Source organism: Hydrogenophaga bisanensis, assembly GCF_042665135.1.
GTDB classification, from domain to species: Bacteria; Pseudomonadota; Gammaproteobacteria; order Burkholderiales; family Burkholderiaceae_C; genus Hydrogenophaga; species Hydrogenophaga bisanensis.
Genome location: NZ_JBHTBX010000006.1, coordinates 132,501 through 159,311, shown reverse-complemented (window position 1 = coordinate 159,311; position 26,811 = coordinate 132,501). Strand labels below are relative to the sequence as shown.

General features: G+C 64.3%; 24 protein-coding genes and 2 rRNA genes (1 of these 26 cut by a window edge). 6 read left to right on the top strand and 20 right to left on the bottom strand.

Features of this window, described 5'->3' with window-relative positions:
* Positions 1–50: 50 nt before the first annotated feature.
* Genes ACFQNJ_RS10715 through ACFQNJ_RS10685 form a run of 7 tightly spaced genes read right to left on the bottom strand, consistent with a single transcriptional unit; the run spans position 51 to position 7,343 of the window.
* Positions 51–1,178 carry an acyl-CoA dehydrogenase family protein gene (locus tag ACFQNJ_RS10715; protein ID WP_382256965.1) on the bottom strand — a complete coding sequence of 376 codons (1,128 nt, stop codon included), beginning with the start codon at positions 1,176–1,178 and terminating at the stop codon, positions 51–53.
* Between the two features lie 31 nt (positions 1,179–1,209).
* Entirely contained in the window at positions 1,210–1,878 is a 669-nt protein-coding gene (locus tag ACFQNJ_RS10710; RefSeq protein ID WP_382256962.1) for an SDR family oxidoreductase, read from the bottom strand.
* A complete protein-coding gene (locus ACFQNJ_RS10705) occupies positions 1,878–3,068 on the bottom strand; it encodes an acetyl-CoA C-acyltransferase (protein WP_382256959.1) in 1,191 nt (396 codons plus the stop codon). Before ACFQNJ_RS10705 ends, ACFQNJ_RS10710 begins: the two co-directional genes overlap by 1 nt.
* A gap of 47 nt (positions 3,069–3,115) precedes the next feature.
* Complete coding sequence (gene aceK / locus ACFQNJ_RS10700) at positions 3,116–4,954, bottom strand: bifunctional isocitrate dehydrogenase kinase/phosphatase (RefSeq protein WP_382256957.1); 1,839 nt, start codon at positions 4,952–4,954, stop codon at positions 3,116–3,118.
* Positions 4,955–4,969: 15 nt separating this feature from the next.
* Positions 4,970–5,623: a carbonate dehydratase gene (gene can / locus ACFQNJ_RS10695; protein ID WP_382256955.1), complete on the bottom strand. Its 654-nt coding sequence runs from the start codon at positions 5,621–5,623 to the stop codon at positions 4,970–4,972.
* 49 nt (positions 5,624–5,672) lie between these two features.
* A complete protein-coding gene (locus tag ACFQNJ_RS10690; protein WP_382256952.1) occupies positions 5,673–6,854 on the bottom strand; it encodes an isovaleryl-CoA dehydrogenase in 1,182 nt (393 codons plus the stop codon).
* 45 nt (positions 6,855–6,899) lie between these two features.
* Positions 6,900–7,343 carry a PaaI family thioesterase gene (locus ACFQNJ_RS10685; protein WP_382256949.1) on the bottom strand — a complete coding sequence of 148 codons (444 nt, stop codon included), beginning with the start codon at positions 7,341–7,343 and terminating at the stop codon, positions 6,900–6,902.
* Between the two features lie 100 nt (positions 7,344–7,443).
* On the opposite strand from ACFQNJ_RS10685, the gene ACFQNJ_RS10680 reads away from it, so the two are divergent.
* The gene (locus tag ACFQNJ_RS10680; RefSeq protein WP_382257223.1) at positions 7,444–8,046 is read left to right on the top strand and encodes an IMPACT family protein; all 603 of its coding nucleotides are present in this window, start codon (positions 7,444–7,446) and stop codon (positions 8,044–8,046) included.
* A 15-nt stretch (positions 8,047–8,061) separates the two neighbouring features.
* Here ACFQNJ_RS10680 and ACFQNJ_RS10675 read toward each other — a convergent pair whose 3' ends face one another.
* Complete coding sequence (locus ACFQNJ_RS10675; RefSeq protein ID WP_382256946.1) at positions 8,062–8,490, bottom strand: MerR family transcriptional regulator; 429 nt, start codon at positions 8,488–8,490, stop codon at positions 8,062–8,064.
* Positions 8,491–8,587: 97 nt separating this feature from the next.
* On the opposite strand from ACFQNJ_RS10675, the gene ACFQNJ_RS10670 reads away from it, so the two are divergent.
* Positions 8,588–9,673, top strand: a complete 1,086-nt coding sequence (locus tag ACFQNJ_RS10670; protein WP_382256944.1) for an MBL fold metallo-hydrolase — start codon at positions 8,588–8,590, stop codon at positions 9,671–9,673.
* A gap of 15 nt (positions 9,674–9,688) precedes the next feature.
* Here ACFQNJ_RS10670 and ACFQNJ_RS10665 read toward each other — a convergent pair whose 3' ends face one another.
* From ACFQNJ_RS10665 to ACFQNJ_RS10625, 9 genes are all read right to left on the bottom strand, one after another.
* Positions 9,689–10,588 (bottom strand): M48 family metallopeptidase, encoded by a 900-nt coding sequence (locus tag ACFQNJ_RS10665; protein ID WP_382256942.1) that lies wholly within the window; start codon positions 10,586–10,588, stop codon positions 9,689–9,691.
* A 19-nt stretch (positions 10,589–10,607) separates the two neighbouring features.
* Positions 10,608–11,342: a lysophospholipid acyltransferase family protein gene (locus ACFQNJ_RS10660; protein WP_382256939.1), complete on the bottom strand. Its 735-nt coding sequence runs from the start codon at positions 11,340–11,342 to the stop codon at positions 10,608–10,610.
* Positions 11,339–11,959 (bottom strand): D-glycero-beta-D-manno-heptose 1,7-bisphosphate 7-phosphatase, encoded by a 621-nt coding sequence (gene gmhB, locus ACFQNJ_RS10655; protein WP_382256936.1) that lies wholly within the window; start codon positions 11,957–11,959, stop codon positions 11,339–11,341. Before gmhB ends, ACFQNJ_RS10660 begins: the two co-directional genes overlap by 4 nt.
* A 4-nt stretch (positions 11,960–11,963) precedes the next feature.
* Complete coding sequence (gene glyS / locus ACFQNJ_RS10650) at positions 11,964–14,099, bottom strand: glycine--tRNA ligase subunit beta (protein ID WP_382256933.1); 2,136 nt, start codon at positions 14,097–14,099, stop codon at positions 11,964–11,966.
* Positions 14,100–14,115: 16 nt separating this feature from the next.
* Positions 14,116–15,021 (bottom strand): glycine--tRNA ligase subunit alpha, encoded by a 906-nt coding sequence (gene glyQ, locus ACFQNJ_RS10645; protein WP_374640303.1) that lies wholly within the window; start codon positions 15,019–15,021, stop codon positions 14,116–14,118.
* A gap of 79 nt (positions 15,022–15,100) precedes the next feature.
* Positions 15,101–16,843: an apolipoprotein N-acyltransferase gene (lnt, locus tag ACFQNJ_RS10640; protein WP_382256929.1), complete on the bottom strand. Its 1,743-nt coding sequence runs from the start codon at positions 16,841–16,843 to the stop codon at positions 15,101–15,103.
* Position 16,844: 1 nt separating this feature from the next.
* Positions 16,845–17,714, bottom strand: coding sequence for an HlyC/CorC family transporter (locus tag ACFQNJ_RS10635; protein ID WP_374640305.1), 870 nt, complete (start codon positions 17,712–17,714; stop codon positions 16,845–16,847).
* A 94-nt stretch (positions 17,715–17,808) separates the two neighbouring features.
* Positions 17,809–18,540, bottom strand: coding sequence for a GNAT family N-acetyltransferase (locus tag ACFQNJ_RS10630; protein ID WP_374640306.1), 732 nt, complete (start codon positions 18,538–18,540; stop codon positions 17,809–17,811).
* Between the two features lie 136 nt (positions 18,541–18,676).
* Complete coding sequence (locus tag ACFQNJ_RS10625; protein ID WP_382256925.1) at positions 18,677–19,150, bottom strand: Lrp/AsnC family transcriptional regulator; 474 nt, start codon at positions 19,148–19,150, stop codon at positions 18,677–18,679.
* 121 nt (positions 19,151–19,271) lie between these two features.
* Here ACFQNJ_RS10625 and hppD point away from each other — a divergent pair, with 121 nt between their 5' ends.
* The gene (hppD, locus tag ACFQNJ_RS10620; RefSeq protein ID WP_382256922.1) at positions 19,272–20,399 is read left to right on the top strand and encodes a 4-hydroxyphenylpyruvate dioxygenase; all 1,128 of its coding nucleotides are present in this window, start codon (positions 19,272–19,274) and stop codon (positions 20,397–20,399) included.
* A 3-nt stretch (positions 20,400–20,402) separates the two neighbouring features.
* Here hppD and ACFQNJ_RS10615 read toward each other — a convergent pair whose 3' ends face one another.
* The gene (locus ACFQNJ_RS10615; RefSeq protein ID WP_382256919.1) at positions 20,403–21,359 is read right to left on the bottom strand and encodes an esterase/lipase family protein; all 957 of its coding nucleotides are present in this window, start codon (positions 21,357–21,359) and stop codon (positions 20,403–20,405) included.
* 94 nt (positions 21,360–21,453) lie between these two features.
* Here ACFQNJ_RS10615 and ACFQNJ_RS10610 point away from each other — a divergent pair, with 94 nt between their 5' ends.
* From ACFQNJ_RS10610 to ACFQNJ_RS10600, 3 genes are all read left to right on the top strand, one after another.
* On the top strand, positions 21,454–22,188 hold the full coding sequence (locus ACFQNJ_RS10610; protein ID WP_382256916.1) for an FFLEELY motif protein: 735 nt from the start codon (positions 21,454–21,456) through the stop codon (positions 22,186–22,188).
* A gap of 108 nt (positions 22,189–22,296) precedes the next feature.
* Complete coding sequence (locus tag ACFQNJ_RS10605) at positions 22,297–23,997, top strand: AMP-binding protein (RefSeq protein ID WP_374640312.1); 1,701 nt, start codon at positions 22,297–22,299, stop codon at positions 23,995–23,997.
* The gene (locus tag ACFQNJ_RS10600; protein WP_382256913.1) at positions 23,994–24,920 is read left to right on the top strand and encodes an MBL fold metallo-hydrolase; all 927 of its coding nucleotides are present in this window, start codon (positions 23,994–23,996) and stop codon (positions 24,918–24,920) included. The genes ACFQNJ_RS10605 and ACFQNJ_RS10600 overlap by 4 nt, the downstream gene beginning before the upstream one ends.
* Before the next feature lie 86 nt (positions 24,921–25,006).
* On the opposite strand, the gene rrf is transcribed toward ACFQNJ_RS10600, so the two are convergent.
* Both rrf and ACFQNJ_RS10590 read right to left on the bottom strand, forming a co-directional pair.
* Positions 25,007–25,119 (bottom strand): 5S ribosomal RNA (gene rrf / locus ACFQNJ_RS10595).
* Between the two features lie 143 nt (positions 25,120–25,262).
* Positions 25,263–26,811 (bottom strand): 23S ribosomal RNA (locus ACFQNJ_RS10590); it runs 1,325 nt beyond the window's last position.

The window sequence follows — 26,811 nt, the reverse complement described above, 5'->3', positions numbered from 1 at the left end:
TCGGCGCCGCTGGCGCGGCGCCCAAACCCTGCGGCACAGGGAACGGGTATTCAGAGCGCCCGCTGAATGATGATTTTCTGCACGTCGCTCGTGCCTTCGTAGATCTGGCAGACGCGCACATCGCGCCAGATCCGCTCCAGCGGGAAATCGCTGACATAGCCATAGCCGCCCAGGGTCTGGATGGCAGCAGAACAGACCTGTTCGGCCACCTCGCTGGCAAACAGCTTGGCCATGGCGGCTTCCTTCAGACAGGGCTGACCAGCGTCGCGCAGCGCTGCAGCGTGCCAGATCAGCTGGCGGGCGGCTTCGAGCTTCGTCGCGCAGTCCGCCAGGCGAAAGCCCACGGCCTGGTGGTTGAAGATGGCAGTGCCGAAGCTCTGGCGATCCTTGGCGTAGGCAATCGCCACGTCCAGCGCGCTGCGCGCCATGCCCACACTCTGCGCCGCGATGCCGATGCGCCCGCCTTCCAGGGCCGACAAGGCAATCTTGTAGCCCTCGCCTTCCTGGCCGATCAGGTTCTCGGCCGGGATGCGGCAGTTGTCGAAGTTGATCTGCGCGGTGTCGCTGCTGTGCTGGCCGACCTTGTCCTCCAGCCGCGCGACCACATAACCCGGGTTGTCGGTGGGCACCAGAAAGGCGCTCATGCCCTTCTTGCCGGCGCCCTTGTCGGTCACGGCAATCACCACCGCCGCCTGCCCGTTTTTTCCGCTGGTGATGAACTGCTTGACGCCATTGATGACGTACTCGTCCCCCTCGCGCACCGCCGTGGTCCGCAGGCCGGACGCGTCCGAGCCCACATGCGGCTCGGTCAGGCAGAAGGCGCCCAGGATGTCGCCGCGCGCCGCCGGCACCAGCCATTGCTGCTGCTGCGCCGGCGTTCCGTACTTCATCAGGATGGCGTTGTAGGGGCAGTTGGTCACGCTGATGGCGGTGCTGGTGCCGCCGTCACCGGCCGCGATCTCTTCGAGCACCAGGGCCAGCGTCACATAGTCCAGCCCCGCACCGCCCAGTTCCTCGGGCACACAGATGCCATAGGCACCCAGCTCGGCCAGCCCGCGGTGGGCCTCCTTCGGGAAGCTGTGCTCCTTGTCCCAGCGGGCCGCATGCGGCCACAGCTGTTCCTGGGCAAAGGCGCGCACGGCGTCACGGATCATCACTTGGTCTTCGGTCAGCAACATATCTGGTCTCTTTGAATGAAATCGATCGGGATCACCACGACGCGGCGCGCCGGCCGTCGTGGTGAATCAGGCAGCCGTTGTCGTCGGCCCCCAGGCTGGCGAGCACACGCCGTAGTCCGTACACGCTGTCTTCGACAGTGACAGGTGCCGACTCACCCCCCATGTCGGTCTGGACCCAGCCCGGGTCCAGCACCACCAGCCTGGCCTTGGGGTAGTCAAAGCGGGCGCTGCGCACCGCCATGTTCAGCGCCGCCTTGCTCACGCGGTAGAGCCAGCTGTTGCTTCCCGGCACCGGGCCGATCTGGCTCATGGACGAGGACAGCGCGCCGAACACGCCGCCGGTCGCTTCCACCATGGGCATGACCTGGGGCAGCACCTGCATCAGGCCCAGCACATTGGTGTGCATCACATGGTCAAAGGCGGACTGGGTCGGCGGTGTGGTCGCATGACCGCGGTCGATGACGCCGGCCACGTAGAGCGCGACGTCGATCTCCTCGCCATCGAGCTGCCAAGCCAGTCCGCTCACGCTCGCCGGCTGCGCCACATCGATGCGCAGCGGCTCGGCGCCCAGTTCGCGCAGGCGTGTCATGCCCTCATCATCGCGCGCCGTGGCGATCACCCGATCGCCCGCGGCGCGGTACTGGCGCACCAGCTCCAGGCCGATGCCGCGCGAGGCGCCGATGACAAGGACCGTGGCCATCAGAGCAGCTCGATGGCCATGGCGGTGGCTTCTCCGCCACCAATGCACAGCGTGGCGACACCCTTCTTGCCACCACGGGTCTGCAGGGCATGCAGCAGGGTGACCAGAATGCGCGCACCCGACGCACCGATCGGGTGGCCCAGCGCACAGGCGCCACCGTTGACGTTGACCTTCTCGTGCGGCACCTTCAGGTCGGCCATCAGCGCCATGGGCACCACGGCAAAGGCTTCGTTGACCTCCCACAGATCCACATCACCGACCGACCAGCCGGTCTTCTGCAGCAGCTTCTGGGTGGCGAACACGGGCGCGGTGGTGAACCAGTTCGGCTCTTGCGCATGGGTGGCATGGCCGACAATGCGCGCCAGCGGCTTCAGGCCCTGGGCCTGCGCGACCGACTGGCGCATCAGGACCAGCGCAGCAGCACCGTCGTTGATCGACGAGGAGGAGGCGGCGGTGATGGTGCCGTCCTTCTTGAAGGCCGGCTTGAGGGCCGGAATCTTGTCCAGCTTGACCTTGCCCGGGCCTTCGTCCACCGACACCAGGCGCTCGCCGCTGCGGTCCTTGACGGTCACGGGCACGATTTCCTTCGCGAAGGCACCGCTCTCGGTGGCGGCCTTGGCACGGTTGACCGACGCGATGGCGAATGCGTCCTGCTGTTCGCGGGTGAAGGCGTACTTGGCGGCGCAATCCTCGCCAAAGGTACCCATGCTGCGGCCCGGCTCATAAGCGTCTTCCAGACCGTCGAGCATCATGTGGTCGTAGACCTTGTCGTGGCCCATGCGATAGCCACCACGGCCCTTGAGCAGCAGGTAGGGCGCATTGGTCATGCTCTCCATGCCGCCAGCCACCATCACGCTGGCGCTGCCGGCCAGCAGCATGTCGTGGGCCAGCATGGTGGCCTTCATGCCCGATCCGCACATCTTGGACATCGTCACCGCACCGGCCGACAGCGGCAGACCCGCCTTCAGCGCCGCCTGACGGGCGGGTGCCTGACCCTGGCCGGCCATCAGGCAGTTGCCGAACAGCACTTCGTCCACCTGCTCGGGCTTGACGCCTGCGCGCTCGATGGCGGCCTTGATGGCCACGCCACCGAGGTCGTGCGCGGACAGACTGGCAAAGTCGCTCTGGAAGGCGCCCATGGGGGTGCGTGCAGCGCCCACGATGACAACGGGATCATTGGTCTGGCTCATGTCAGGTCTCCTGTGGATGAGGTTGGAAAGGGTCTGGGGAAAGTGGTTCAGTAGTCCAGCAAGGCCTTGTCGGCCTGAGCCTGGAAGCGGCGGTCACGCTCGTAGGGAAAGACGTCGTACACATGGCCGGCGGCGATGCGCTGTTGGTGCGCCTGCCAGAAAACCGGATCCAGCAGGTCGGCGTGGTGCGCCATGAAATCCTCGCGCACCATCGGGTTGCCGAGCAGGAAAGGGGCAAAAGTTTCGGGGAACACATCCCTCGGGCCCACCGCATACCAGATCTCGCCCGACATCTCGTCCTCCTCGCAACGAGGCGCCGGCACCCGGCGAAACTGGCAGTCGGTCACGTACTCGATCTCGTCGTAGTCATAGAACACCACCTTGCCGTGGCGGGTGATGCCGAAGTTCTTCCACAGCATGTCACCGGGGAAGATGTTGGCCGCCACCAGGTCCTTGATCGCGTTGCCGTATTCGATGACCGCCTTGGTGATCTGCTCTCGCGCGCGCGTGCGCACGGCGTCATCGGCACCCGGCATCTGCAGGGTGTCAAAGGCCTCCTGCAGGTAGATGTTCAGCGGGATCATGCGCCGCTCGATGTAGCAGTGCTTGAGGATCACCTCTGTGGTGCCGTCACCGTCGCGGTCGCTGATCTCCAGCTGGCTGGGGGCGTATTTCTGGATCTCGGCGATCAGCTCGTCGGTGAAGCGGTCGCGCGGAAAGCCCACCTCCGAGAACTCCAGCGTGTCGGCCATGCGGCCCACCCGGTCATGCTGCTTGACCAGCAGGTACTTGCCGCGAATCTGCTCGCGCGTGGTGTCCTTGGGCGCCGGGTAGAAGTCCTTGATGACCTTGAACACGAAGGGAAAGCTCGGCAGGTCGAACACCAGCATCACCATGCCCTTGATGCCGGGCGCGATCCGGAACTTGTCGGTGCTGTGGCGCATGTGCGCCAGAAAATCCCGATAAAAGAGCGTCTTGCCCTGTTTGGCCAGCCCCAGCGCGTTGTAGAACTCGGCACGCGGCTTGCGCGGCATCAGGCTGCGCAGAAACTGCACGTACGCACTGGGCACCTCCATGTCGACCATGAAGTAGGCCCGCGCAAAGCTGAACAGCATCAGCAGATCGTCTTCGCCGAACAGGGCAGCGTCGATGACCAGACGACCTTTTTCATTGTGCAGGATGGGCAACGCAAACGGCACTTCCTGAAAGCCGTTGATGATCTTGCCTACCACATAGGCACCCTTGTTGCGGTAGAACAGCCCCGAGAGCGCCTGGATCTGGAAGTTGGCGCGCAGGCGGTGGTGATCGAAGTGCCGCTTCATGGCCTCCTGCACCAGTCCGGCGTCGCGGCCGAGGTCCTCGTACGGCACACGCAGGTCAAAGTCCTCGATCATGCGCCGGACCTCGGCCTGGAAGGTCTGCGGGTTCGGGTAGTAGCAGCGGTAGGTGGGCAGCGCACCGGGCTCATCGTTCTCGATGTACTCGGTCGACACCGCCGGGCGCACAAAGATAAAGTCGTTCTGGAAGTAGGCGCGCTTGAGGATCTTGGTGGTGACCGAGTTGAAGAAGGTCTCGGCCAGTTCGGGCTGGTGGTGGTTCACCAGCAGCCCGATGTAATGCAGCTTGACCTGTTCCCACACGTCCATGGGCTGACGGTCGGCGGCAAATTCCTTGACCAGCCGGCGCACGCACTCCTGCACCCGCAGGTCATAGAACTCGATGCGCTCACGCTGCGCCCTTTGCTGAGCCGACCAGTCCCGCGTCTCGAACCGGTGCTTGGCCCGGGCCGACTCGGCCCGGAACAGTCGGTAGTGCCGGTTGAATCCGTCCATCATCGCCTTGGCGATGTCATAGGCCACAGAAGAGTCCAGGCGCGCGGGAAACATGGGCTCAAGCGGCGATCACTCGCCCCTGGGATAGCGTTTGAGGGCGGAGCGGAACACCGGCATGACCTCTTCCGGTCGGCTCATGCTCACGCCCAGGTCCTTGACCAGACCGTCCTTGAGGCCGTAGCACCAGCCGTGCACCGACACGTTCTGCCCTCGCGCCCAGGCGTCCTGCAGCACATTGGTCAGCGCGACATTGCCCACCTGCTCGATGACGTTCATCTCGCAGAGCACATCCTCCTGCACCGCGGCGGGCAGGTGGTCCAGGCGCTTGCGGTGGCGCATCTTGACGTCGTGCACGTGGCGCAGCCAGTTGTCCGCCAGGCCCACACGCATGCCCTTGAGCGTGGCCAGCACGCCGCCGCAGCCATAGTGGCCGACCACCAGGATGTGCTCCACCTTGAGGTATTCGACCGCAAACTGGATCACCGACAGCGCGTTCAGATCCGAATGCACCACCACGTTGGCCACGTTGCGATGAACAAAGACCTCGCCTGGCTCCAGGCCGGTGATCTGGTTGGCCGGCACCCGGCTGTCAGAGCAGCCGATCCACAGGTATTTGGGGCTCTGCTGCTGGGCCAGTTCGCTGAAATAGCCCGGGCGCAGCCGCTCGGTCTCGGTGGCCCAGCGGCGGTTGTTGTCGATGAGGGTTTGAATGGAAGAACTCATGGGGTGATGGTACCCATGCGCCAGACAGACCCTCGAATCATGGCCGGGCTCAGCAGGTCTCTGCAAACAACTCGCGACCGATCAGCATGCGGCGGATTTCGCTGGTGCCAGCGCCGATCTCGTACAGCTTGGCGTCGCGCCAGAGGCGGCCCAGCGGGTACTCGTTGATATAGCCATTGCCGCCGTAGATCTGCACGCCCTCACCGGCCATCCAGGTCGCCTTCTCGGCGGTCCAGAGGATGACCGAGGCGCAGTCCTTGCGCACCTGGCGCACGTGCTCGGTACCCAGCAGGTCCAGGTTCTTGGCCACGGTGTAGGCGAAGCTGCGCGCGGCCTGCAGCACGGTGTACATGTCGGCGACCTTGCCCTGGATCAGCTGGAACTCGCCGATGCTCTGGCCGAACTGCTTGCGGTCGTGGATGTAGGGGATCACGTTGTCCATGACCGCCTGCATGATGCCCAGCGGCCCGCCGGTCAGCACCGCGCGCTCGTAGTCCAGGCCCGACATCAGCACCTTGGCGCCGTTGTTGAGGCCGCCCAGGATGTTCTCGGCCGGCACCTCGACGTCCTGGAACACCAGTTCGCCGGTGTGACTGCCACGCATGCCCAGCTTGTCGAGCTTCTGCGCGATGGAGAAGCCCTTCATGCCCTTCTCGATCAGGAAAGCGGTCACGCCACGCGCGCCCATCTCGGGTTCGGTCTTGGCGTAGACCACCAGGGTGTCGGCGTCGGGGCCGTTGGTGATCCACATTTTGCTACCGTTGAGCAGGTAGTAGCCACCCTTGTCCTCAGCCTTGAGTTTCATGCTGATGACGTCCGAACCTGCGCCAGGCTCGCTCATGGCCAGCGCGCCCACATGCTCGCCGCTGATCAGCTTGGGCAAGTACTTCTGTTTCTGCGCCTCGGTGCCGTTGCGGTTGATCTGGTTCACGCACAGGTTGGAGTGCGCGCCGTAGGACAGGCCCACCGAGGCGCTGGCGCGGCTGATCTCCTCCATGGCCACCATGTGGGCCAGGTAGCCCATGTTGGCGCCGCCGTATTGTTCGGGCACGGTGATGCCCAGCACGCCCAGCTCACCCATCTTGCGCCAGCAGTCCATCGGGAACTGGTCGGTTCGGTCGATCTCGGCGGCCCGCGGGGCGATCTCGGCCTGCGCAAATTCGCGCACCGCGTCACGCAGGGCGTCGATGTCTTCACCAAGCTGGAAATTGAGGCCGGGCAGGTTGGTCATGAAAGTGTCTCCGTCGATGGAAAGGGTTGGGATTCGGTCAATGGCTCAGTAGGTCTTGGGCACGGGCACGATGGTCTGCTGCATCACCGCACAGTCGGACCGCTTGCCATCTGGCGCCACATGCACCACCTGGGCGGTGGTGACGATGATCCGCCTGCCGGCCTTGATCACCTGGCCGGTGGCCTGCAGCTCGCCGTTCTGGAACGCGGCCAGGAAGTTGATCTTGTACTCCACGGTCGTGACCTCCATGCCTTCCGGGGCCACGGTCAGTGCCGCATAGCCCCCGGCAATGTCGGCGAGGGCGCCCATGGCGCCGCCATGAAAGCCCCCCTGCTGCTGCGTGACGCGGTCGGAGTACGGCAAGGCCAGGGTCACCTGACCCGGGGCCACGGCCAGCAACCGCACACCCAGGGCCTGCATCATGCCCTGACGATCGAGGCTGGTCTGCACCCGCTCGCGCAGGCTGTCGTGGTCGGCTGAGGTGCTCATGTTTTGATTTACGTTTACGTAAACGTCAATTATGAACGATCCTGCCCGACTCCCACAAGCCGGGGAGAACCCGCAAGCCGCGCGCTATGCTTGGCAGGTCATGCCCTACGCCCTGCAAGCCCCGGTTCACAGCGAACTGGTCATCAAGAAAAGCCGCTTCATCGGCTGCGTCGAATCCGTGCCCGACCGGGTGGCGGCCCTGGCCCGCGTGGCTCAGTTGCGCGCCGGGCATCCGACCGCCACGCACGTCTGCTGGGCGCTGATGGCTGGCGGCCAGTCGGCGGCCAACGACGACGGCGAACCCGGCGGCACCGCTGGCCGTCCCATGCTGGAAGTGCTTCGCCACCAGGACCTGGAGGGTGTGCTGGCCACGGTGGTGCGCTACTACGGCGGCACACCGCTGGGTGCGGGCGGTCTGGTGCGCGCGTACACCGATGCGGTGGCACAGGCCCTGCTGCAGGCCGAAAAGGTGCCGGTCATCCGGACCACCACCCTGCGCTGTGTCATTCCCTATGCGCTGGAAGGCTGGCTGCGGCGGGAACTGGAAGCCCACGGTGCCCAGCTGCTTGAGGCTACCCACGGCGAAGGCGTGGATATCCGCCTGCAACTGCCCCAGTCACAGGCCGCCGACTTGACCGCTCGACTGAACGACGCAGGTCAGGGCAAGGTGCAGTGGATCCGGCAGGATCCGGGCGCCGACTGATGGACGCAAAGGCCCTCAGGCCTTGACCGGCTTCTCGCCGGCCGGGGTCGTCTTTTCCACCTTGGCCAGCAGCGCCTTGGCCTCGCGCTCGTGCACCTTGACCTCGTCCAGGTTGGCCATCAGATCGGCCAGCTGGTCCTCCAGCTGCTGCTTGTGCTGCGCCAGCACCGCCAGAAACTTGCGCAGCTGAGGCCCGGTGTCGCGCGGGCTGTCGTACATGTCGATGATGTCCTTGGCCTCGGTGAGTGACAGCCCCAGGCGCTTGGCGCGCAGCGTCAGCTTCAGGCGGGTGCGGTCCCGCGCGCTGTAGACCCGGTTGCGTCCGCCCGGCCCGCTGCGAGTGGGCTGCAGCAGACCCATGTCTTCGTAGAAGCGGATGGCGCGGGTGGTCAGGTCGAACTCGCGCGCCAGATCGCTGATCGTGTAGGTCGGGTTGGTGGCCATGGGGTGTCGGCTGGCGGACAGCAAGGACAGGAAGCGCTCCGTAGAATGCCCTGGATATGACGTTTACGTCAACGTCAGTTTACCGGAAACACCCCGCATGACCCCACCCACCCGCGACGAGCTCGAAGCCCGCCTGTTCTACCCCTTGGGCGACCGCCTGCCCGAGCCTGGCCGCTGCGTCGAGGTCGCGCCCGGTGTGAAGTGGATCCGCATGGCCCTGCCCTTTGCGCTGGACCACATCAACCTCTGGCTGTTGCGCGACCAGCTGGACGGGCGTGAAGGCTGGACAGTGGTCGACACCTGCATCGCCCACGACCAGTCCCGCGCCCAGTGGGAACAGATCTTCGGGCAGGAACTGCAGGGCCTGCCCATCCTGCGCGTGCTGGTCACGCACATGCACCCGGACCACATCGGCCTGGCGAAATGGCTGTGCGAGCGGTGGAGCACCCCCGATCAGCCCTGCCACCTCTGGTGCAGCGCCACCGACTACAACTCGGCCCGCATCGGCTCGCAAAGCACCACCGGTTTCGGCGGCGAGGGCGCCGCCGCATTCTTCCGCTCGCACGGACTGACCGATCCGGACGCGCTCGAAAAGATCCGCGGCCGCGCCAGCTACTACCCCAGCCTGGTGCCTGGTGTGCCACGCCAGTTCCGCCGCCTGATGGACCATCAGACGCTGGCGATCGGGGGCCACCTCTGGCGCTGCATCGCCGGCTACGGCCACGCACCGGAGCACATGGCCTTCTGGTGCGAGTCACTGGGTGTGCTCATCAGCGGCGACATGGTGCTGCCCCGCATCTCCACCAACGTCAGCGTGTACGACGTCGAGCCCGAAAGCGATCCGCTGGACCTGTTCCTGCAGTCGCTGCGCCGCTATGAGCCCCTGCCCGCGGACACCCTGGTGCTGCCCTCGCACGGCAAGCCCTTCCGGGGACTGCATGAACGGCTGGCGCAGCTGCACGACCACCACGCCGATCGCCTGGCCGAGGTACTGCAGGCCTGCACCGACAAGGCGTGCAGCGCCACCGACGTCATCCCGGTGCTCTTTCAGCGTCCGCTGGACCTTCACCAGAGCACTTTCGCCATGGGCGAGGCGGTGGCCCACCTCCATCGGCTGTGGTTCGGCGGGGAGTTGCGTCGCGAGCGGGATGCCGATGGCATCTGGCGCTTCCGGGCCACCTGAGCCGGACCTCGGCTTTCAGTCCCCCAGCGGTACCGCCGCTCGCTTGAGCGCCCGCCGGCGCTCGGCGTGGTCCGGCATCACACCCGCCACCACGGCCCAGAAACGCGGGCTGTGATCCATGTGCAGCAAATGACTGAGTTCATGGACCACCACGTAGTCGATGAGGTCGATCGGCAGATGGATCAGCCGCCAGTTCAACCGGATGCTGCCGTCGGCACTGGCACTGCCCCAGCGGGTACCGGCGCTCGACAGGCGCAGACGGGTGTACCGCACGCCCAGTTGCGGCGCAAAGTGGTCCAGCCGTTGCACAAACAGGGTCTGAGCCTGCCGCATCAGCCAGGCCTGCGCCGCGTCCCGGATGCGCGGCTCCCCGGCACCGTGAGCCAGTCCCAACCGCAGCACCGCCATGTCCTCACCGGGCAATCGCTCCAGCGCACCGCCGGCCGCCGCAAACGCGTGTGTCGGATCCAGCCGCACGCAAACCCTGTCCCCAAGAAAATCGAACAAGGCTCCGTCCTGCCAGACGATGCGTGCCTGATCCAGCGCCTGGCTGCGTTGGCGGGTCTCGCGCAGCTTCTCCAGCACCCAGGCCGACTTGTCCCTGAGCAGGGCCTCTACCTCGCCGACCGGTGTCCATCGCGGGGCACTCACCGTCAGGCCTTCAGCGCGCACCGACAGTCCGATGGTGCGGCGCTTGCCGCGCTTGAACTCGTAGGCCACCTCGCAGGCACCCAGCCGCAGTTGCCGGTTGGCGCGGGGATGGTGCCAGACGGCTGGCTCCAGCACATCGGCCAGCGGAACGGCGGGCACAGCCTCAGACGGCGGCTCGACAGGCCGCACCGTCGCGGCCGGCGGCATCGGAACCGGATCCGGTCCCGCCAGAAAATCAAGCGCAAGCTGGACGAAGCGCTGCACGGACGCCTCCTGCCAAACGTCAGCGATAGGCTTGGGGATCCAGGCGACGCATCTCGGCCTCGATCCAGGCCTCCACTTCCCGCATGAGCTCATCCGGGTCGCGACCCTGGCTGGGAATGGGCTTGCCGATGGAAAACTCCACCGTGCCTGGCCGCTTGATCAGGGCCTTGCGGGGCCAGCACTTGGCCGAGGTCACCGCAATCGGAATGACCGGCGCTCCCGTGGCCACCGCCAGTCGCGTGCCTCCCACCTTGTAGGTGCCTTGCTGGCCGCGGGCGATGCGCGTGCCCTCCGGAAACATGATGACCCAGGTGCCCTGGTCCAGCAGACGCTGCCCCTGACTGACCACTTTGTTGAAGGCTTCCTTGCGCTTGCTGCGGTCGATGTGGATCATGTCCATCCGGCTCATCGCCCAACCGAAGAATGGCACGTACAGCAGCTCCTTCTTGAACACGTAGGCCAACGGATGCGGCATCAGTGTCGGCATGCAGAAGGTTTCCCAGGTCGACTGGTGCTTGACCAGCAGGATCGCCGGGTCCTTGCTGCCCACCGGGAGGTTCTCATAGCCGATGATCTGGTTGCGGATGCCCAGCATGATCTCGCCGCTGCGCACCGCCAGCCGCAGCCAGCCCACGCACATCCAGTAGATCTGCGTACTGCTCAGAAAGGGTGAGGCAATCACCACGGCCAACCCCCAGGGGATGACCGTGACCGCCATGAACATCAGGTGAAGAATCGAGCGCAGAGCATTCATGCGTGGGTTCCCTGGGGGCCTGGCGCCGCGGCAGGGCGCTCCTGGTGGGTCAGCAGCCAGTCGGCGAAAGCCGCCAGGTCCGTGTGAAGACGGGTGCCTGCCGGCAACTCGGGCAGCAGGGCCGCCAGGTCGGCATCGGCCCCCAGACCCACGCGATCGCGCAGGTGCTCGGACTTGCCGGTCAGCAGCAGGTGGGGCTGACAGCCCGCAGAGGCCGCCGCCTGCACGTGACGGACGGCATTGCCCGCCGCCTGCACCCCCGACAGGACCACGCCAAAGCGCTCGCCGATCTGCTCGAACAACCCCGGCGCCGGCTTTCGGCAGTGGCAACCATCCTCGGGCGAGTGCGGGCAGAAAAACACCGCCTCGATTCGCCCGCCCACTGCCGCCAGCGCCCGGTTCATCTTGGCGTGGATGGCATTGAGGGCCGCCATGTCGAACAAGCCCCGGCCGATGCCCGACTGGTTGGTGGCCAGCACCACGCGCCAGCCTTCCTGGTTCAGGCGGGCCACGGCCTCCAGGGCCCCGGGCAAAGGCTCCCATTCCTCGGGCGAGGCCACGTAATCGTCGCGGCTGCGGTTGAGCGTGCCGTCGCGGTCAAGGATGAGCAGCTTCATGGACTTACTGGGCCAGACGGGACAGGTCGGCCACGCGGTTCATCGCCTCGTGCAGCCGGCGCAAGAGGCCGATGCGGTTGGCCTTGAGGGCCGGGTCTTCGGCGTTGACCATCACACCATCAAAGAAAGCGTCCACCGGCGCGCGCAGCGCCGCGAGGGTCATCAGTGAGGCGGTGTAGTCTCCGTTGGCGAACTCCGCATCGGCGGCGGGCACCGTCTGTTGCATCGCCGCGAACAGCGCTTGCTCGGCCGCCTCGACCAGGCGGCTCTCCTGGGGCTCTGCAGCGTTCTCGCCCTCGGCCTTCTTCAGAATGTTGCCGATGCGCTTGTTGGCCGCGGCCAGTGAGGCGGCCGCCGGCAGGGCGGCGAAGGCACGCACCGCCTGCAGGCGCTGGGCCACGTCGGCCAGGCGCTGCGGGCGCAGGGCCAGCACGGCGTCCACTTCCTGGGCACTGTAGCCCTGCTCACGCAGGCTGCCGGCCAGGCGGTCGTAGATGAAGTCGGCCAGCGCAGCGCTGGCGTCGGTGATCTTGTCGCCGAAGGCGGGCACGGCGCCGGCCAGCAGGGCGGACAGGTCCAGCGACAACTGCTTTTCCACCAGCATGCGCACCACGCCCAGCGCATGGCGGCGCAGCGCGAACGGGTCCTTGTCGCCGGTCGGCAGGTTGCCGATGCCGAACATGCCCACCAGCGTTTCCAGCTTGTCGGCCAGCGCCACCACCACACCAGTCTGGGTGCGCGGCAGTTCGTCGCCGGCAAAGCGCGGCTTGTAGTGGTCTTCGATGGCGAAGGCGATGTCCTCGCTCAGGCCATCGTGGCGGGCGTAGTAGCCGCCCATGATGCCCTGCAACTCGGGGAACTCGCCCACCATGTCGGTCAGCAGGTCGGTCTTGGCCAGACGGGCCGCGGTATCGGCGCTCTGCGCCAGCACATCGCCACCCAGTTGCTGGCCGATGGCGCGGGCAATCGTCCGCACCCGCTCCATGCGCTCGCCCTGCGTGCCCAGCTTGTTGTGGTACACGACCTTGCCCAGACCTTCAACGCGGCTCTCCAGCGTCTTCTTGCGGTCCTGGTCGAAGAAGAACTTGGCATCGGCCAGGCGCGGGCGCACCACGCGCTCGTTGCCGCCGATCACCGCGCTCGGGTCGGCCGGGCTGATGTTGCTGACCACCAGAAAGCGGTTGGTCAGCTTGCCCTGACGGTCCAGCAGCGGGAAGTACTTCTGGTTGGCCTTCATGGTCAGGATCAGGCATTCCTGCGGCACCGCCAGGAACTCTTCCTCAAAGGCACAGGTCAGCACGTTCGGCCGCTCGACCAGCGCGGTCACCTCATCCAGAAGGGCCTCGTCCATCAGCACCTGGTAGCCGGGGCCCAGCTTCTCGGCCGCCTGGGCCAGTTGCTGCACGATGGCAAAGCGCCGGTCGTTGAAACCGGCGATCACCGCGCCGTCCACCGCCAGGGTTTCGGCATAGGCATCGGCATGGGCGATCACCACTGGCGACTTCGCCGCCTCGAAGCGGTGACCCTGCGTCTGCTGACCCGCCCGCAGCCCCAGCGCGCGCACCGGCACCACGGTGTCGCCGTGCAGAGCCACCAGGCCATGCGCCGGGCGCACGAAATGCACACTGCTCCAGCCGGGCAGCTCGCAGTCGGTCTCGAGCTGGTAACTCATCACCTTGGGAATGGGCAGCTGACGGATGGCTTCGTCCAGCGCCTTCTGCAGCCCCAGATCCAGCGTGGCGCCAGTCACCAGGCTGTCGTAGAACAGGGCTTCGTTCTTGCCCTCGCCTTCGCGCTGCAGGCGCGCCACGGCGGCCGACGGGTCGCTCACGTCAGCACCCAGCGCCGACAGCTTTTTGAGCAGCGCGGGCGTGGCCTGGCCCTCAGCGGTCAGCGCCACCGACACCGGCATGAGCTTCTGGCGCACGGCCTTGTCCTCGGCCTTGAGGTAGACGTGGCTGATGTGTGCGGCCAGGCGGCGTGGCGACGCAAACGGCGTGACGACCGAGTCGGCCGCGCGCAGGCCCTGGGCCTGCAGCTGCTCGGCCAGCACACCGGCAAAGGCTTCGCCCAGCTTCTTGAGCGCCTTGGGCGGCAGCTCTTCGACAAACAGTTCAACGAGAAGGTTTTTGGCGGTCATGGATGGGTTCTCCGGCTCAGGCGGCCTTCTTCTCGATCTGCGACACCCACTCGCGCGGCGCCATGGGGAAACCGAGCCGCTCGCGGCTCTCGTAATAGGCCTGGGCCACGCTGCGCGCCAGGTTGCGGATGCGGCCGATGTAGGCGGCGCGCTCGGTCACGCTGATCGCGCCGCGGGCATCGAGCAGGTTGAAGGTGTGCGCGGCCTTGAGCACCTGCTCGTAGGCCGGCAGCGCCAGTTGCTGCTCCATCAGGTACTTGGCCTGCTTTTCGTGCGCACCGAAGGCGGTGAACAGGAAGTCGGCGTCCGAATGCTCGAAGTTGTAGGTCGACTGCTCGACCTCGTTCTGGTGGAACACGTCACCGTACTTCAGGCCGGGCGCATAGACCAGGTCGTACACGTTCTCCACGCCCTGCAGGTACATGGCCAGGCGCTCCAGGCCGTAGGTGATCTCGCCGGTGATGGGTTTGCAGTCGATGCCGCCGACCTGCTGGAAATAGGTGAACTGCGTCACCTCCATGCCGTTGAGCCAGACCTCCCAGCCCAGCCCCCAAGCGCCCAGCGTCGGGTTTTCCCAGTCGTCCTCGACGAAGCGGATGTCGTTCTTCTTCAGGTCGAAGCCCAGGGCTTCGAGCGAGCCCAGGTACAGCTCCAGGATGTTGCTGGGCGCGGGCTTGAGTACCACCTGGTACTGGTAGTAGTGCTGCAGCCGGTTGGGGTTCTCGCCGTAGCGGCCGTCCTTGGGGCGGCGGCTGGGCTGCACGTAGGCGGCCTTCCAGGGTTCCGGGCCGATGGCGCGCAGGAAGGTGGCGGTGTGGCTGGTGCCGGCGCCGACCTCCATGTCGTAAGGCTGGAGCAGCGCGCACCCCTGCTTGTCCCAATAGGACTGCAGGGTCAGGATGATTTGCTGGAAGGTCAACATGGGCAGGCGAACCGGCGACAAGGCCGGCCCGTGTGAATGGGGGGAGCACAACCGGACAAGCCGGCGCAAACCATTGATTTTACGGGTGCGGACGACCCTGTGAGACACGCCGCGCGAGCGCAGCCGCGAAGATCACCAGCAGGCACAAACCCCAGACGGGGGCCAACCCCCAGCGGGAGGCCCATCGTGCATAGGGGGTGAGCCCGTCCCGGCCTTCGACATCGGCCTCCAGACGGTCACGCACGAGCCTGGGCAGGGCAGCAGTCACCTCACCACGGTGGTTGATCACCGCCGTCGCACCGGTGTTGGTGGCGCGCACCATGGGCCGACCCAGTTCCAGGGAGCGCAGGCGCGAGATCTGCAGGTGTTGGTCGATGGCCACGCTGTCGCCGAACCAGCCGATGTTGCTCAGATTGACCAGCACCGTAGGCGAAGTCGCCACGTCGGCGAATCCTCCAGCCAGCTCCTCGCCAAACAAATCCTCGTAGCAGATGTTGGGGGCAATCCGCTGTCCTGCCCAGTGCCAGGGCCGCTGCACGACAGCACCCCGGCTGAAGTCGCCCAGCGGAATGTGCATCAGATCGGTGAACCAGCGAAGAAACGGGGGGATGAATTCGCCGAACGGCACCAGATGGTGCTTGTCGTAGCGGAAAAAGCGGTCACCCGGAAAGCCCTCGCGTCCGCGCACCATGGCCGGCGCAATGCCCCAGGCCGAGTTGGTGTAACCCTGCTCAAAAGAGCCCAGGGGAAGGCCGAGCAACGCGGCCGTCTTGCGCTGTCCGTTGCCGTCGATGACCGACAGCAGGGGCTCCCAGAAATCGGCCCCGAGTTGCTGCGGCAACAAGGGCAGCGCCGTCTCGGGCGCGACGACCAGATCAGGCCCCGTACCGTCCTGTCGCACAGCCTGGGCCACCTGCCGCGGGTACCAGTCCAGCGCGAGCGCCACGCCTTTGCCTGGCACGAACTTTTCGTCCTGGGGAATGTTGCCTTGCAACAGCCACACACGCAGGCTGCCGGTGCTGCGGGTGTCCTGCTCGGAAGCCAGGGGGCCTCTCGCCACAATCACGACCAGCGCCAGCAAGGCCACCCAGCCAGCGAGGTTCACCCACCTGCCAGCTGACCAAACCGGCTTTGCCGACCGGCGAAGCCGCTCCCGAACTGCCTCCACCAGGAGCGCCAGACCATAGGCGCACAGGGCAGCGATCGCCCCCATGCCGTACACCCCGACCCAAGGTGCCCAGGCCGACAGCAGATCGACGTGCGCATAGCCACCAGCCCCCCAGGGAAAGCCGGTCAGCCAGCGCCCGCGCATCAGTTCCGCCAGCGTCCAGACCGCCGCGAACACCAGCGCCTGCACCAAGGGGCTGCGGGGCGCCACCTTGCACATCAGCAAGGCAGCCACCGCGTAATACAGCGCGAGGAACCCTGCCAGCGCCAGCACACCCAGCACCGCCAGCGGGGCCGCCAGCCCGCCATAGACATGCATGGAGATAAACAGCCACCAGAAGGTGCCCGACAGCCATGCCGTGGCAAACACCCAGCCACGCCAGGCCGCCTGTCCCGCTCCACGGCTGTGCCGCCAGGCTAGGGCCAGCGCGGCCAGGGACAGCACCTGCAGCCAGCCCACCGGCTCACCCGCCGAAAACCCGGGAGGTACCCATTGGCGAAAGGGCCAGGCCAGAGACACCGCCTGCATCCAGCCCGCCACCACACACAGCACGAACCAGACCCAGCCCCGCGCAGGCCCATGGGCTTGTGTGGTCCGACCGCTCAGCGGACCGAAGCTGGACGCTGGGTGCAAGTTGCCGAACAGGCTGCGCATGTCAGCCGGCGTCGGTCGCGACAGGCATCACCTTGAACCATTTCACGGCACCGCCCTTGGTGTGCAGCACGACAAAGCGCAGGCTGTCCATGTCGTGCTGCTCGCCGCGCTTGGGCACATGGCCCATGTTGTGGGCAATCAGGCCGCCGATGGTGTCGAAGTCCTCTTCGGGCAAACGCACGCCGAAAGATTCGTTGATGCGTTCCACAGGCGTGTCGCCGCTCACCCGCCACGTGCTGTCGGCCAGGGCGAAGATATCGCCCTCGTCCTCGGCCACGTCGAACTCGTCCTCGATCTCGCCGACGATCTCCTCCAGCACATCCTCGATGGTGATCAGCCCCGCCACTCGGCCGAACTCGTCGATGACGATCGCCAGGTGGTTGCGGTTGCCGCGGAACTCCCGCAGCAGATCGTTCAGGCCTTTGCTCTCGGGCACAAAGGTGGCGGGTCGCAGCAAGGCGCGGATATTGAGTTCCGGCGCCCGCTGCAGCTTGAGCAGATCCTTGGCCATCAGGATGCCGATGATGTTCTCCCGCTCACCCTCGTACACCGGGAAGCGGGAGTGCGCGGTGTCGATGACGATGTGCAGCAGCTCATCGTACGGGGCGTCAATGTTCAGGACGTCCATGCGGGGAGCCGCCACCATGACATCACCCGCCGTCATCTCGGCGATGCGAATCACGCCTTCAAGCATGACGCGCGACTCGGCATCGATGATGTTGTTGTCTTCCGCGTCGGCGAGCGTTTCGATCAGCTCGTCCTTGGAATCCGGACCCGGGTGGATGAACTCCGCCAGCTTTTGCAGGAATCCACGCTTGTCTTCATGCCGCAGGCTACGCTGCGGCCCCGTACTGGGAGGGTTGTCGGCCACTGAGGGAAAAGGTTGGTTGTGACAGCATCAAAGGATACCTCATCAACGTGACCGTATCAAAACCGGTCCACGGATGCCCGCCCGTCGGCAGGACTCAACCCCGCACGCGATCCCGGGAGTCGCGCACCCCCTGGCGGATTTCCTGGAGCAGGGCCAATGCTCCCCAGAACTGCCGCGCCTGCGCTTTCAGGTGGTAGTCGGTCACCGCCACCTGCTCCCGGATCAGCTCGGTCACGCGCGAGTCGAAGTCGGCGGGTGGCAGGCGCAGGTGGGCCTCGCTCTCGGGTCCGTCACGCTCAACGATGGCGCCCGCATTTCGCGCAATCTTGAGCATGGCCGTGTTTTCGCTGAGCGCGTGGATGAACAGCAGCTTGACGCCCTCATTGCGCGCATGCATCACGGCCCGCTCGAACAGACGGCTGCCATAGCCACGCCCCCGGGCCGATTTCGCCACGGACACACCAAACTCGGCGCAACTGCTGCACGTGGCGTCCATGGCGAAGGCCAGGTGAGCCATGGCGATCAGCTCCAGCCGCCGGTTGAAGATACCGAACAACTCGTCTCGGTCGAAGTTCAGGCTGGCCACATAGCGGCGGATTTGCTCATCGGTGGCCGGGTACCCGAAGCGCAGGTAACGGTCGCGCGGGTCGAGCGCCAACAGGTGGGCCTCGATCCGCCGCAAATGCCCGGGCCCCATCGAACGGATGGGCACCACCGCACCGGCAGCGGAGGACGCTGGCGGCTGGGTAGAGGCCACATCGACCGCCTCGGGACGCGCACGTGCACCCGCCACCAAGGACCTGAGCCATTGCAAAGGATCAAACATGGCGTAAATGTACGGGTTTTCCCTAGGAACACAAGTCACACCCGCCCAGGAATCCGGACATTTCCGAGACTTTTCCGACAGAAGGAGCCTCGGTGACATGTCCCGAACAAGCCGGCCGGCCTGGCGTGACCGCCGGTCAGACCGGCAATGCCGTGGTGCTTTTGACCCGATCCATGACGAAACTGGTCTTGCAGTCCTGCACACTGGGATGCCGCAGCAGGGTATCCATCATGAAGCGCGAATAGGCGGCCATGTCGGCCACCACCAGGCGCAACAGGTAATCCATTTCCCCCGTGAGCGCCACGCATTCCACCACCTCGGGCCAGGCCGCCACGCTGGCCCGGAACTCGTCCATCGGGTTGCGTTTGGCCGTCCCGCTGTGTTTTTCAAGGCGTACGTTCACATAGGCCGTCAGCCCCAGTCCCACCGACTCCGGTCGCACCAGCGCCACATAGCGGTCGACCACGCCCACCTCTTCCAGGCGCCGCACCCGTCGCAGCACAGCGCTGGGCGACAGGCCGACCTGTTCGGCAATCTGGTCGTAGGTAGCCCGGCCGTCGGCCTGAAGGCTGCGCAGAATGTGTCGATCCAGCTTGTCCAGTGCTTGCATGCCTGACATTCTGCAGGAAATTTGCATTTCGGACAAACGGCGCGCCCCAAAACGCAGCATTCGTGACATGCTGCGCCGATACAGTGGCGCTTCGACCATCCCACACATTCAGGAGACCGCCATGAACGCAGCTTTGCCCGAGACCGCCGCCCGCGCCTTCCAGGGCTGGGAGAACCCCATGGGCACCGACGGCTTCGAGTTCATCGAGTACGCCGCCCCCGACCCCGTGGCCATGGGCCAGCTGTTCGAGCGCATGGGTTTCCGTGCGATTGCCCGCCACCGGCACAAGAACGTGACGCTGTACCGCCAAGGCGAGATCAACTTCATCATCAACGCCGAGCCCGACAGCTTCGCCCAGCGCTTCGCGCGCCTGCACGGCCCCAGCGTCTGCGCCATCGCCTTCCGTGTCCAGGATGCCAAGGCCGCCTACGAGCGGGCCATCTCGATGGGCGCCTGGGGCTACGCCCACGCCGCCGGACCAGGTGAACTGAACATCCCCGCCATCAAGGGCATTGGCGATTCGATCATCTACTTCATCGACAAGTGGCGCGGCAAGAACGGCGCCAAAGAAGGCGACATCGGCAACATCGGCTTCTACGACGTCGATTTCTATCCGCTGCCCGGGGCCGAACTTTACCCAGCCGGTCACGGACTGACCTACATCGACCACCTCACGCACAACGTGCACCGGGGGCGCATGGCCGAATGGGCCGACTTCTACCAGCGCATCTTCAACTTCCGCGAGATCCGCTACTTCGATCTGGAAGGCCAGCAGACGGGCATCAAGAGCAAGGCCATGACCAGCCCCTGCGGCAAGATCCGCATCCCGATCAACGAGGAAGGCAACGACAAGGCCGGCCAGATCCAGGAGTACCTCGACCGCTACCACGGCGAAGGCATCCAGCACATTGCGCTGGGCTCCACGAATCTCTACGAGACCGTCGACGCCCTGGAGCTCAACGGCATCAAGCTGCTCAACACCAGCGAGACCTACTACGAGCTGCTGCCCAAGCGCATTCCCAACCATGGGGAGGACCTGGAGGCGCTCAAGCAGCGCAACATCCTCGTCGACGGACAGCCTGGCGAACTGCTGCTTCAGATCTTCAGCGAGAACCAGCTCGGACCGATCTTCTTCGAGTTCATCCAGCGCAAGGGCAACGACGGCTTTGGCGAAGGCAACTTCAAGGCACTGTTCGAAAGCATGGAGCTTGACCAGGTCCGCCGCGGCGTTTTGCAGGGCAAGAGCTGAGCGTCAGCGGTCTGGCCCATGACCCAGCTGCTCGATGACGTCGGACAGAATCCGGGGTTCATAGGCCAGGCCGACGTGCGGAGCGCCGCGCACCAGACGGTTGTCGGCCCCTGGTAACGTGGCGGTCGCCACCGGGAACACGATGTTGTCGGTGTTGGCGTACCAGCAGGTGAAGCCAGAATAGGCCGCGGCTCCGCGCAGGGCATGTTCACGATGGGTCAGCTCGGCCAGCCAGCGGCCATGACGTCGCATCTGCATGCCATTGGGCACACGGCTCCAGCGAGCCAGCCAGGTCCCCGCATGGGGACTCCCGATGGTCACCACCCGCCGAACCCGCGACGCGTGGTCCGACGCCGACGCCAGCCAGGCACGGATGGCCAGTCCACCCATGCTGTGCCCGACGATCACGGGCGCTTGCCCGGTCAGCGCCCATGCCTTCCTGACAGCGGCATCGAGGAGCGGGATGTAGTCGTCAATGGAACCGAACACCGGTTCCAGGTTGACGGTGACGTACGGTATCCGTCGGCGTCTCAGTTCCGTCAACCAGGGCAACCAGAAACCCCGGTTGCAGACGAAGCCATGCACCATCACCACAGCGGGTCCTCCCTCATGGTTCTGCTCGGTGGTGTCCGGACAGCACTTCCAGCGAAACGGTTGCTGCCATGCAAACACCCTCACCGCCAGCCAACTCTCATGGCACCAGGCCCGCCAGAGCTCGCCCGCCCGAGGCTGCGTTCCGGCTTCATCGCCGCCGACCTTGACTCTGCACGCCAGCTCCATGGCGAGAATCAGGGCGTGTCCCCCAAGCAACAGCGACCCGCCTGCCACACACAGCCCAAACGACCGTGGCGCACTCCAGGTCACCCAGGCCAGAAGGACTAGGCCCCAGGTGATCACCAGTGTCTGCTGCAAGCGGGCCAGGCGGGAGAAAGCGGTACCGGGGAATGCATCGTCCTTCATGGCGCCACTATCGCACAGCGCCCACTCCCAAAGCATTGCTCGGCTAGAGGGCTTCGCCAAGACGCAGTCCCTCAGCATTTTTTACACTGGTGTCATGAAGTTTTCCCTGCCGGCGGGCACCGCGCAACAAATCCGTGATTGCCTCGCAGAGGTCGATCACCTGCGCCACGGGCTGACAGACCCTGTCGTCGAACAGGCTGTTTTGGCCATCAAGCAGCTTCAGGCCCGCCGGTTCAGACACACCTACGCCGACCACCTGTCCGATCCGGGACATGCACCAGCCGCCTCGTTCTTTCTCGACGAGTTGTACGGAGCCCATGACTTTGCCGAACGGGATGCCCAGTTCGGGCGCATTGCCGGCGCCATCGAACGCCTGTTCCCCGAGGCGGTCGGCGCTCTGGCCGTCGATCTGGCACAGACCCATGCCCTGACCGAGCACCTGGATCACGCCATGGCGCTGCACTGGCTGCAACTGCCCGAGGCCACTCATGCCGCCCTGCGCTACGTCCAGGCTTGGCGACGTACCGCGCAGGTGCCAGCCAGGGAGCGTCAACTGGCGGTGGTGATGCACATGGGCCGGGAACTGCAAAGACTCACGCGCCTGCGCTCCTTGCGGATGGCCTTGCGCATGATGCGAAAGCCGGCCGCCGCTGCAGGCATGGGCGATTTGCAGGGTTTCCTGGAGAGAGGGTTCGATGCCTTTGCAGGCATGGCCGATACCGACGGCTTCCTCGCGTCCATTCAGTCACGCGAGTCCGCATGGATCCGCCGCTTGTTTGACGACTCTGAGGCGCGTGCGGCGGATGCCCTGTCATCTGCCCTGGCCTGACTGCCCGCTTTGTCTGTGCCCTGAGTGACACCTCTTAGGGCTGTCCCGCTGTTCAGGCCGGGCGCGCTGTGTCCAGAATCGGTGTCGAGTCCACTCCATCGAATCGCCATGAACCGTCCCTGGTTGTCTCAGTACCCCGCAGGCGTCGCCCACGACGTTGATCCCGACACCTACCCCAGCCTCAGTGCCCTGCTGGAGGAGTCGTTTCGCAAGAACGCGCGGGAACCGGTGTCTGTCTGCATGGACTGCTGGATGAGCTACGGTGAACTCGATCGACACAGTGCCGCTCTCGGGGCATGGTTGCAAGCCCGGGGCTTGGAGCCCGGCGCGCGGGTCGCCGTCATGCTGCCCAATGTGCCTCAGTTTCTGGTGGCCATGGCGGCGATCCTGCGCGCCGGCTATACCGTGGTCAATGTCAACCCGCTCTATACCGAGCGGGAGCTTGAGCATCAGCTGCGTGATTCGGGAGCCGACGCGATCATCGTGCTGGAGAACTTCGTCGCCACACTGTCCGAAGTGATTGATCACACAGCGCTCAGGCACGTCGTGGTGGCCAGCATGGGGGATCTGCTCGGTTTCTGGTACGGACGCTGGATCTCCTTTGCCGTCCGACACCTCGCGAAGATGGTTCCTTCCTACCGGCTCCCCTACAGGGGCCCACTGGGTGATCGCACCATCGTGGATTTCCGCACGGCTCTCACCGAAGGCGACCGTCTCTCACTCAAGCCTGGCCAGGCCGTCGGCTCCAGCATTGCATTCCTTCAATACACGGGCGGCACAACCGGCTTGTCCAAAGGTGCCGTCCTCACACACCGCAACGTGATTGCGGCCATCCTGCAGGCGGAGGCGTGGTTTTCTCCTGCTCTGGCCAAGCTGGGGGACATGCGCAAGACCAACTCGATTGCGGCACTTCCGCTGTATCACATCTTCGCCCTGACGCTGGGTCTGCTGACCATCCGGTGGGGTGCCCACATGACCCTGGTACCCAATCCCCGGGATCTCGACCGCTTTGTCGACACGCTCAAGGCGCGCCCCTTCCATCTCCTTCCCGGCGTCAACACGCTTTTCAACGCCTTGTTGCAACACCCCCGTTTCCGTCAGGTGGACTTCTCTTCTCTGGTGCTGAGCCAGGCGGGTGGCATGGCCGCCTCGGAGGGCACCGCGAAGCAGTGGCTGGCAGTCACCGGTTGTGCCATGGTGGAGGGCTGGGGCATGAGCGAAACCTGTGCGATCGGCACCAACAACCCCGTCACCGCCCGTGAGTTCAGCGGCACCATCGGTGTTCCCCTGCCTGGGATCGACGTTGCCATCAAGGATGAGGACGGTCGATCCCTCCCCTTGGGTGAGTCCGGCGAGATCTGCATCAAAGGCCCCAATGTGATGCAAGGCTACTATCTGCAGCCTGAGGAAACTGCGCGCGCTTTTACTGCCGATGGGTACATGCGAACGGGTGACATTGGCATCATGGATGGAAACGGATTCACCAGGATCGTCGATCGGAAGAAAGACATGATTCTGGTCTCCGGATTCAATGTGTTTCCCACCGAACTGGAGAACGTGGTGTCTCTGTGCCCGGGCGTGCTCGAATGCGCAGCGGTGGGCATTCCGGACGAACGGCAGGGTGAAGCTGTCAAACTGTTCGTGGTTCGCAACGACCCGACTCTCCGGGAAGAAGATGTCTCCCGCTTCTGCCACGACAACCTCACTGGCTACAAACGCCCGAAGTACATCGAGTTTCGCGATGAGCTTCCGAAGACGAACGTGGGCAAGATCCTGCGACGCGCGCTGCGCCCGGCCACCACCCAATGAGCGCTGCAACCATAGCGGCCACCCTGTCCGCCCTGGGCATCCAGTTCCTGGAGAGGGGTTGGCTGTCGGCCAACAACACGGTCTTCGTGGGGAAAAAAGGCCCGACCGCTGTTGTCGACACCGGCTACGGGGCTCACGCATCACAAACCTTGTCGCTGGTCCGTCATGCGCTTAATGGGCGGCCCCTCAATCACATCGTCAATACCCACCTCCACAGCGACCACTGCGGCGGCAATGCCCTTCTTGCGGAACACTACCCTGACGCAAGGATCTGGATTCCACCCGGACAATGGGAGGCCGTACAGCAATGGGACCCGGTAGCGCTGACCTATCAGCCCACCGGACAGGAGTGTCCCCCGTTCGCTGCCCATCAACAGCTGTTACAGGGTGCCACCATCGAACTGGGTGAGTGGGTTTGGGAAATACATGCAGCTCCTGGCCATGACCCCCATTCAGTCGTCCTTTTTCAGCCCGATCACCGCTGTCTCATTTCCGCCGATGCACTTTGGGAAAATGGCTTTGGCGTTGTTTTCCCTGAACTGGAAGGTGAACAGGCCTTTGACGATGTGTCTGCGACACTGGAGCTGATCCGGACACTTAGACCCATCGTAGTAATCCCGGGTCACGGAAGCGTGTTCACCGATGTATCCGCGGCACTGGATCGAGCAGCCAGCCGATTGGCGCAGTTCCAGAGCAATCCGGATGCCCACCTGCGCTACGCCCTGAAGGTATTGATCAAATACCGGCTTCTGGAGTGGCAACAGATCGAATTTCAGGATCTCCACCGGTGGGCGGAAGTGACGCCTTATCTCGCTGCCCATATGCCGTCGGACAACACGCAGAGCTGGCTGAAGAACCTGTTGAACGACCTGCAGCGCTCTGGCGCACTCCGTCAGGAGGGCTCGCTCATTCTGAACACCTGAGATCTGCGTCGTAAATTTCACCCGGCCTTACAAAGCCAAAACCCCCACTCACGAGGTGTGAGGTGGGGGTTGAGGGGGTTGTAAGAGCCTGACGATGACCTACTTTCACACGGGCATCCGCACTATCATCGGCGCAAAGTCGTTTCACTGTCCTGTTCGGGATGGGAAGGAGTGGGACCAACTTGCTATGGTCGTCAGGCATAACGGGGTGCCGACCTGGTGGTTGACCAGGACAGCGAATTCATAGAGTTGCGAATCAGCGCATTTTGATTGCAGCCAACGTCATGGCTGGGCCATGAGGGCATAGGACATTCATCTTGAGTCTGTTGACATCAAGGTTATAGGGTCAAGCCGCACGGGCAATTAGTATCGGTTAGCTTAACGCATTGCTGCGCTTCCACACCCGACCTATCAACGTCGTGGTCTTCGACGACCCTTCAGGGGGCTCAAGGCCCCGGCAGATCTCATCTTGGAACGAGTTTCCCGCTTAGATGCTTTCAGCGGTTATCTCTTCCGCACTTAGCTACCCGGCAATGCCACTGGCGTGACAACCGGTACACCAGAGGTGCGTCCACTCCGGTCCTCTCGTACTAGGAGCAGGCTTCCTCAAATCTGCAGCGCCCACGGAAGATAGGGACCAAACTGTCTCACGACGTTTTAAACCCAGCTCACGTACCTCTTTAAATGGCGAACAGCCATACCCTTGGGACCGGCTACAGCCCCAGGATGAGATGAGCCGACATCGAGGTGCCAAACACCGCCGTCGATATGAACTCTTGGGCGGTATCAGCCTGTTATCCCCAGAGTACCTTTTATCCGTTGAGCGATGGCCCTTCCATACAGAACCACCGGATCACTATGTCCTGCTTTCGCATCTGCTCGACTTGTCAGTCTCGCAGTTAAGCACGCTTATGCCATTGCACTATTAGCACGATGTCCGACCGTACCTAGCGTACCTTCGAACTCCTCCGTTACACTTTGGGAGGAGACCGCCCCAGTCAAACTGCCTACCATGCACTGTCCCCGATCCAGATAATGGACCTAGGTTAGAACCTCAAACACACCAGGGTGGTATTTCAACGTCGGCTCCACCGGAACTAGCGTCCCGGCTTCAAAGCCTCCCACCTATCCTACACAGATCTGTTCAAAGTCCAATACAAAGCTACAGTAAAGGTTCATGGGGTCTTTCCGTCTTTCCGCGGGGAGATTGCATCATCACAAACATTTCAACTTCGCTGAGTCTCGGGAGGAGACAGTGTGGCCATCGTTACGCCATTCGTGCAGGTCGGAACTTACCCGACAAGGAATTTCGCTACCTTAGGACCGTTATAGTTACGGCCGCCGTTTACTGGGACTTCGATCAAGAGCTTGCACCCCATCAATTAATCTTCCAGCACCGGGCAGGCGTCACACCCTATACGTCCACTTTCGTGTTTGCAGAGTGCTGTGTTTTTAATAAACAGTCGCAGCCACCTATTTTTTGCAACCCATTCGTGCTTCGATGTTCTCTACACACTACTAGGGCACACCTTCTTCCGAAGTTACGGTGTCAATTTGCCGAGTTCCTTCTCCCGAGTTCTCTCAAGCGCCTTAGAATACTCATCTCGCGCACCAGTGTCGGTTTGCGGTACGGTCGACTGCAAGCTGAAGCTTAGTGGCTTTTCCTGGGACCTCGTTCAGTTACTTCGCGAGCAAGCTCGCTCGATCGACAGCCTCGGTATATGAGCGCCGGATTTGCCTGACGCTCGCCTACTTCTGCCTAAACCGGGACATCCAACACCCGGATAACCTATTAAGATCCGTCCCCACATCGCACTTGCAGTCGGTGCAGGAATATTGACCTGCTTCCCATCAGCTACGCATCTCTGCCTCGCCTTAGGGGCCGACTCAC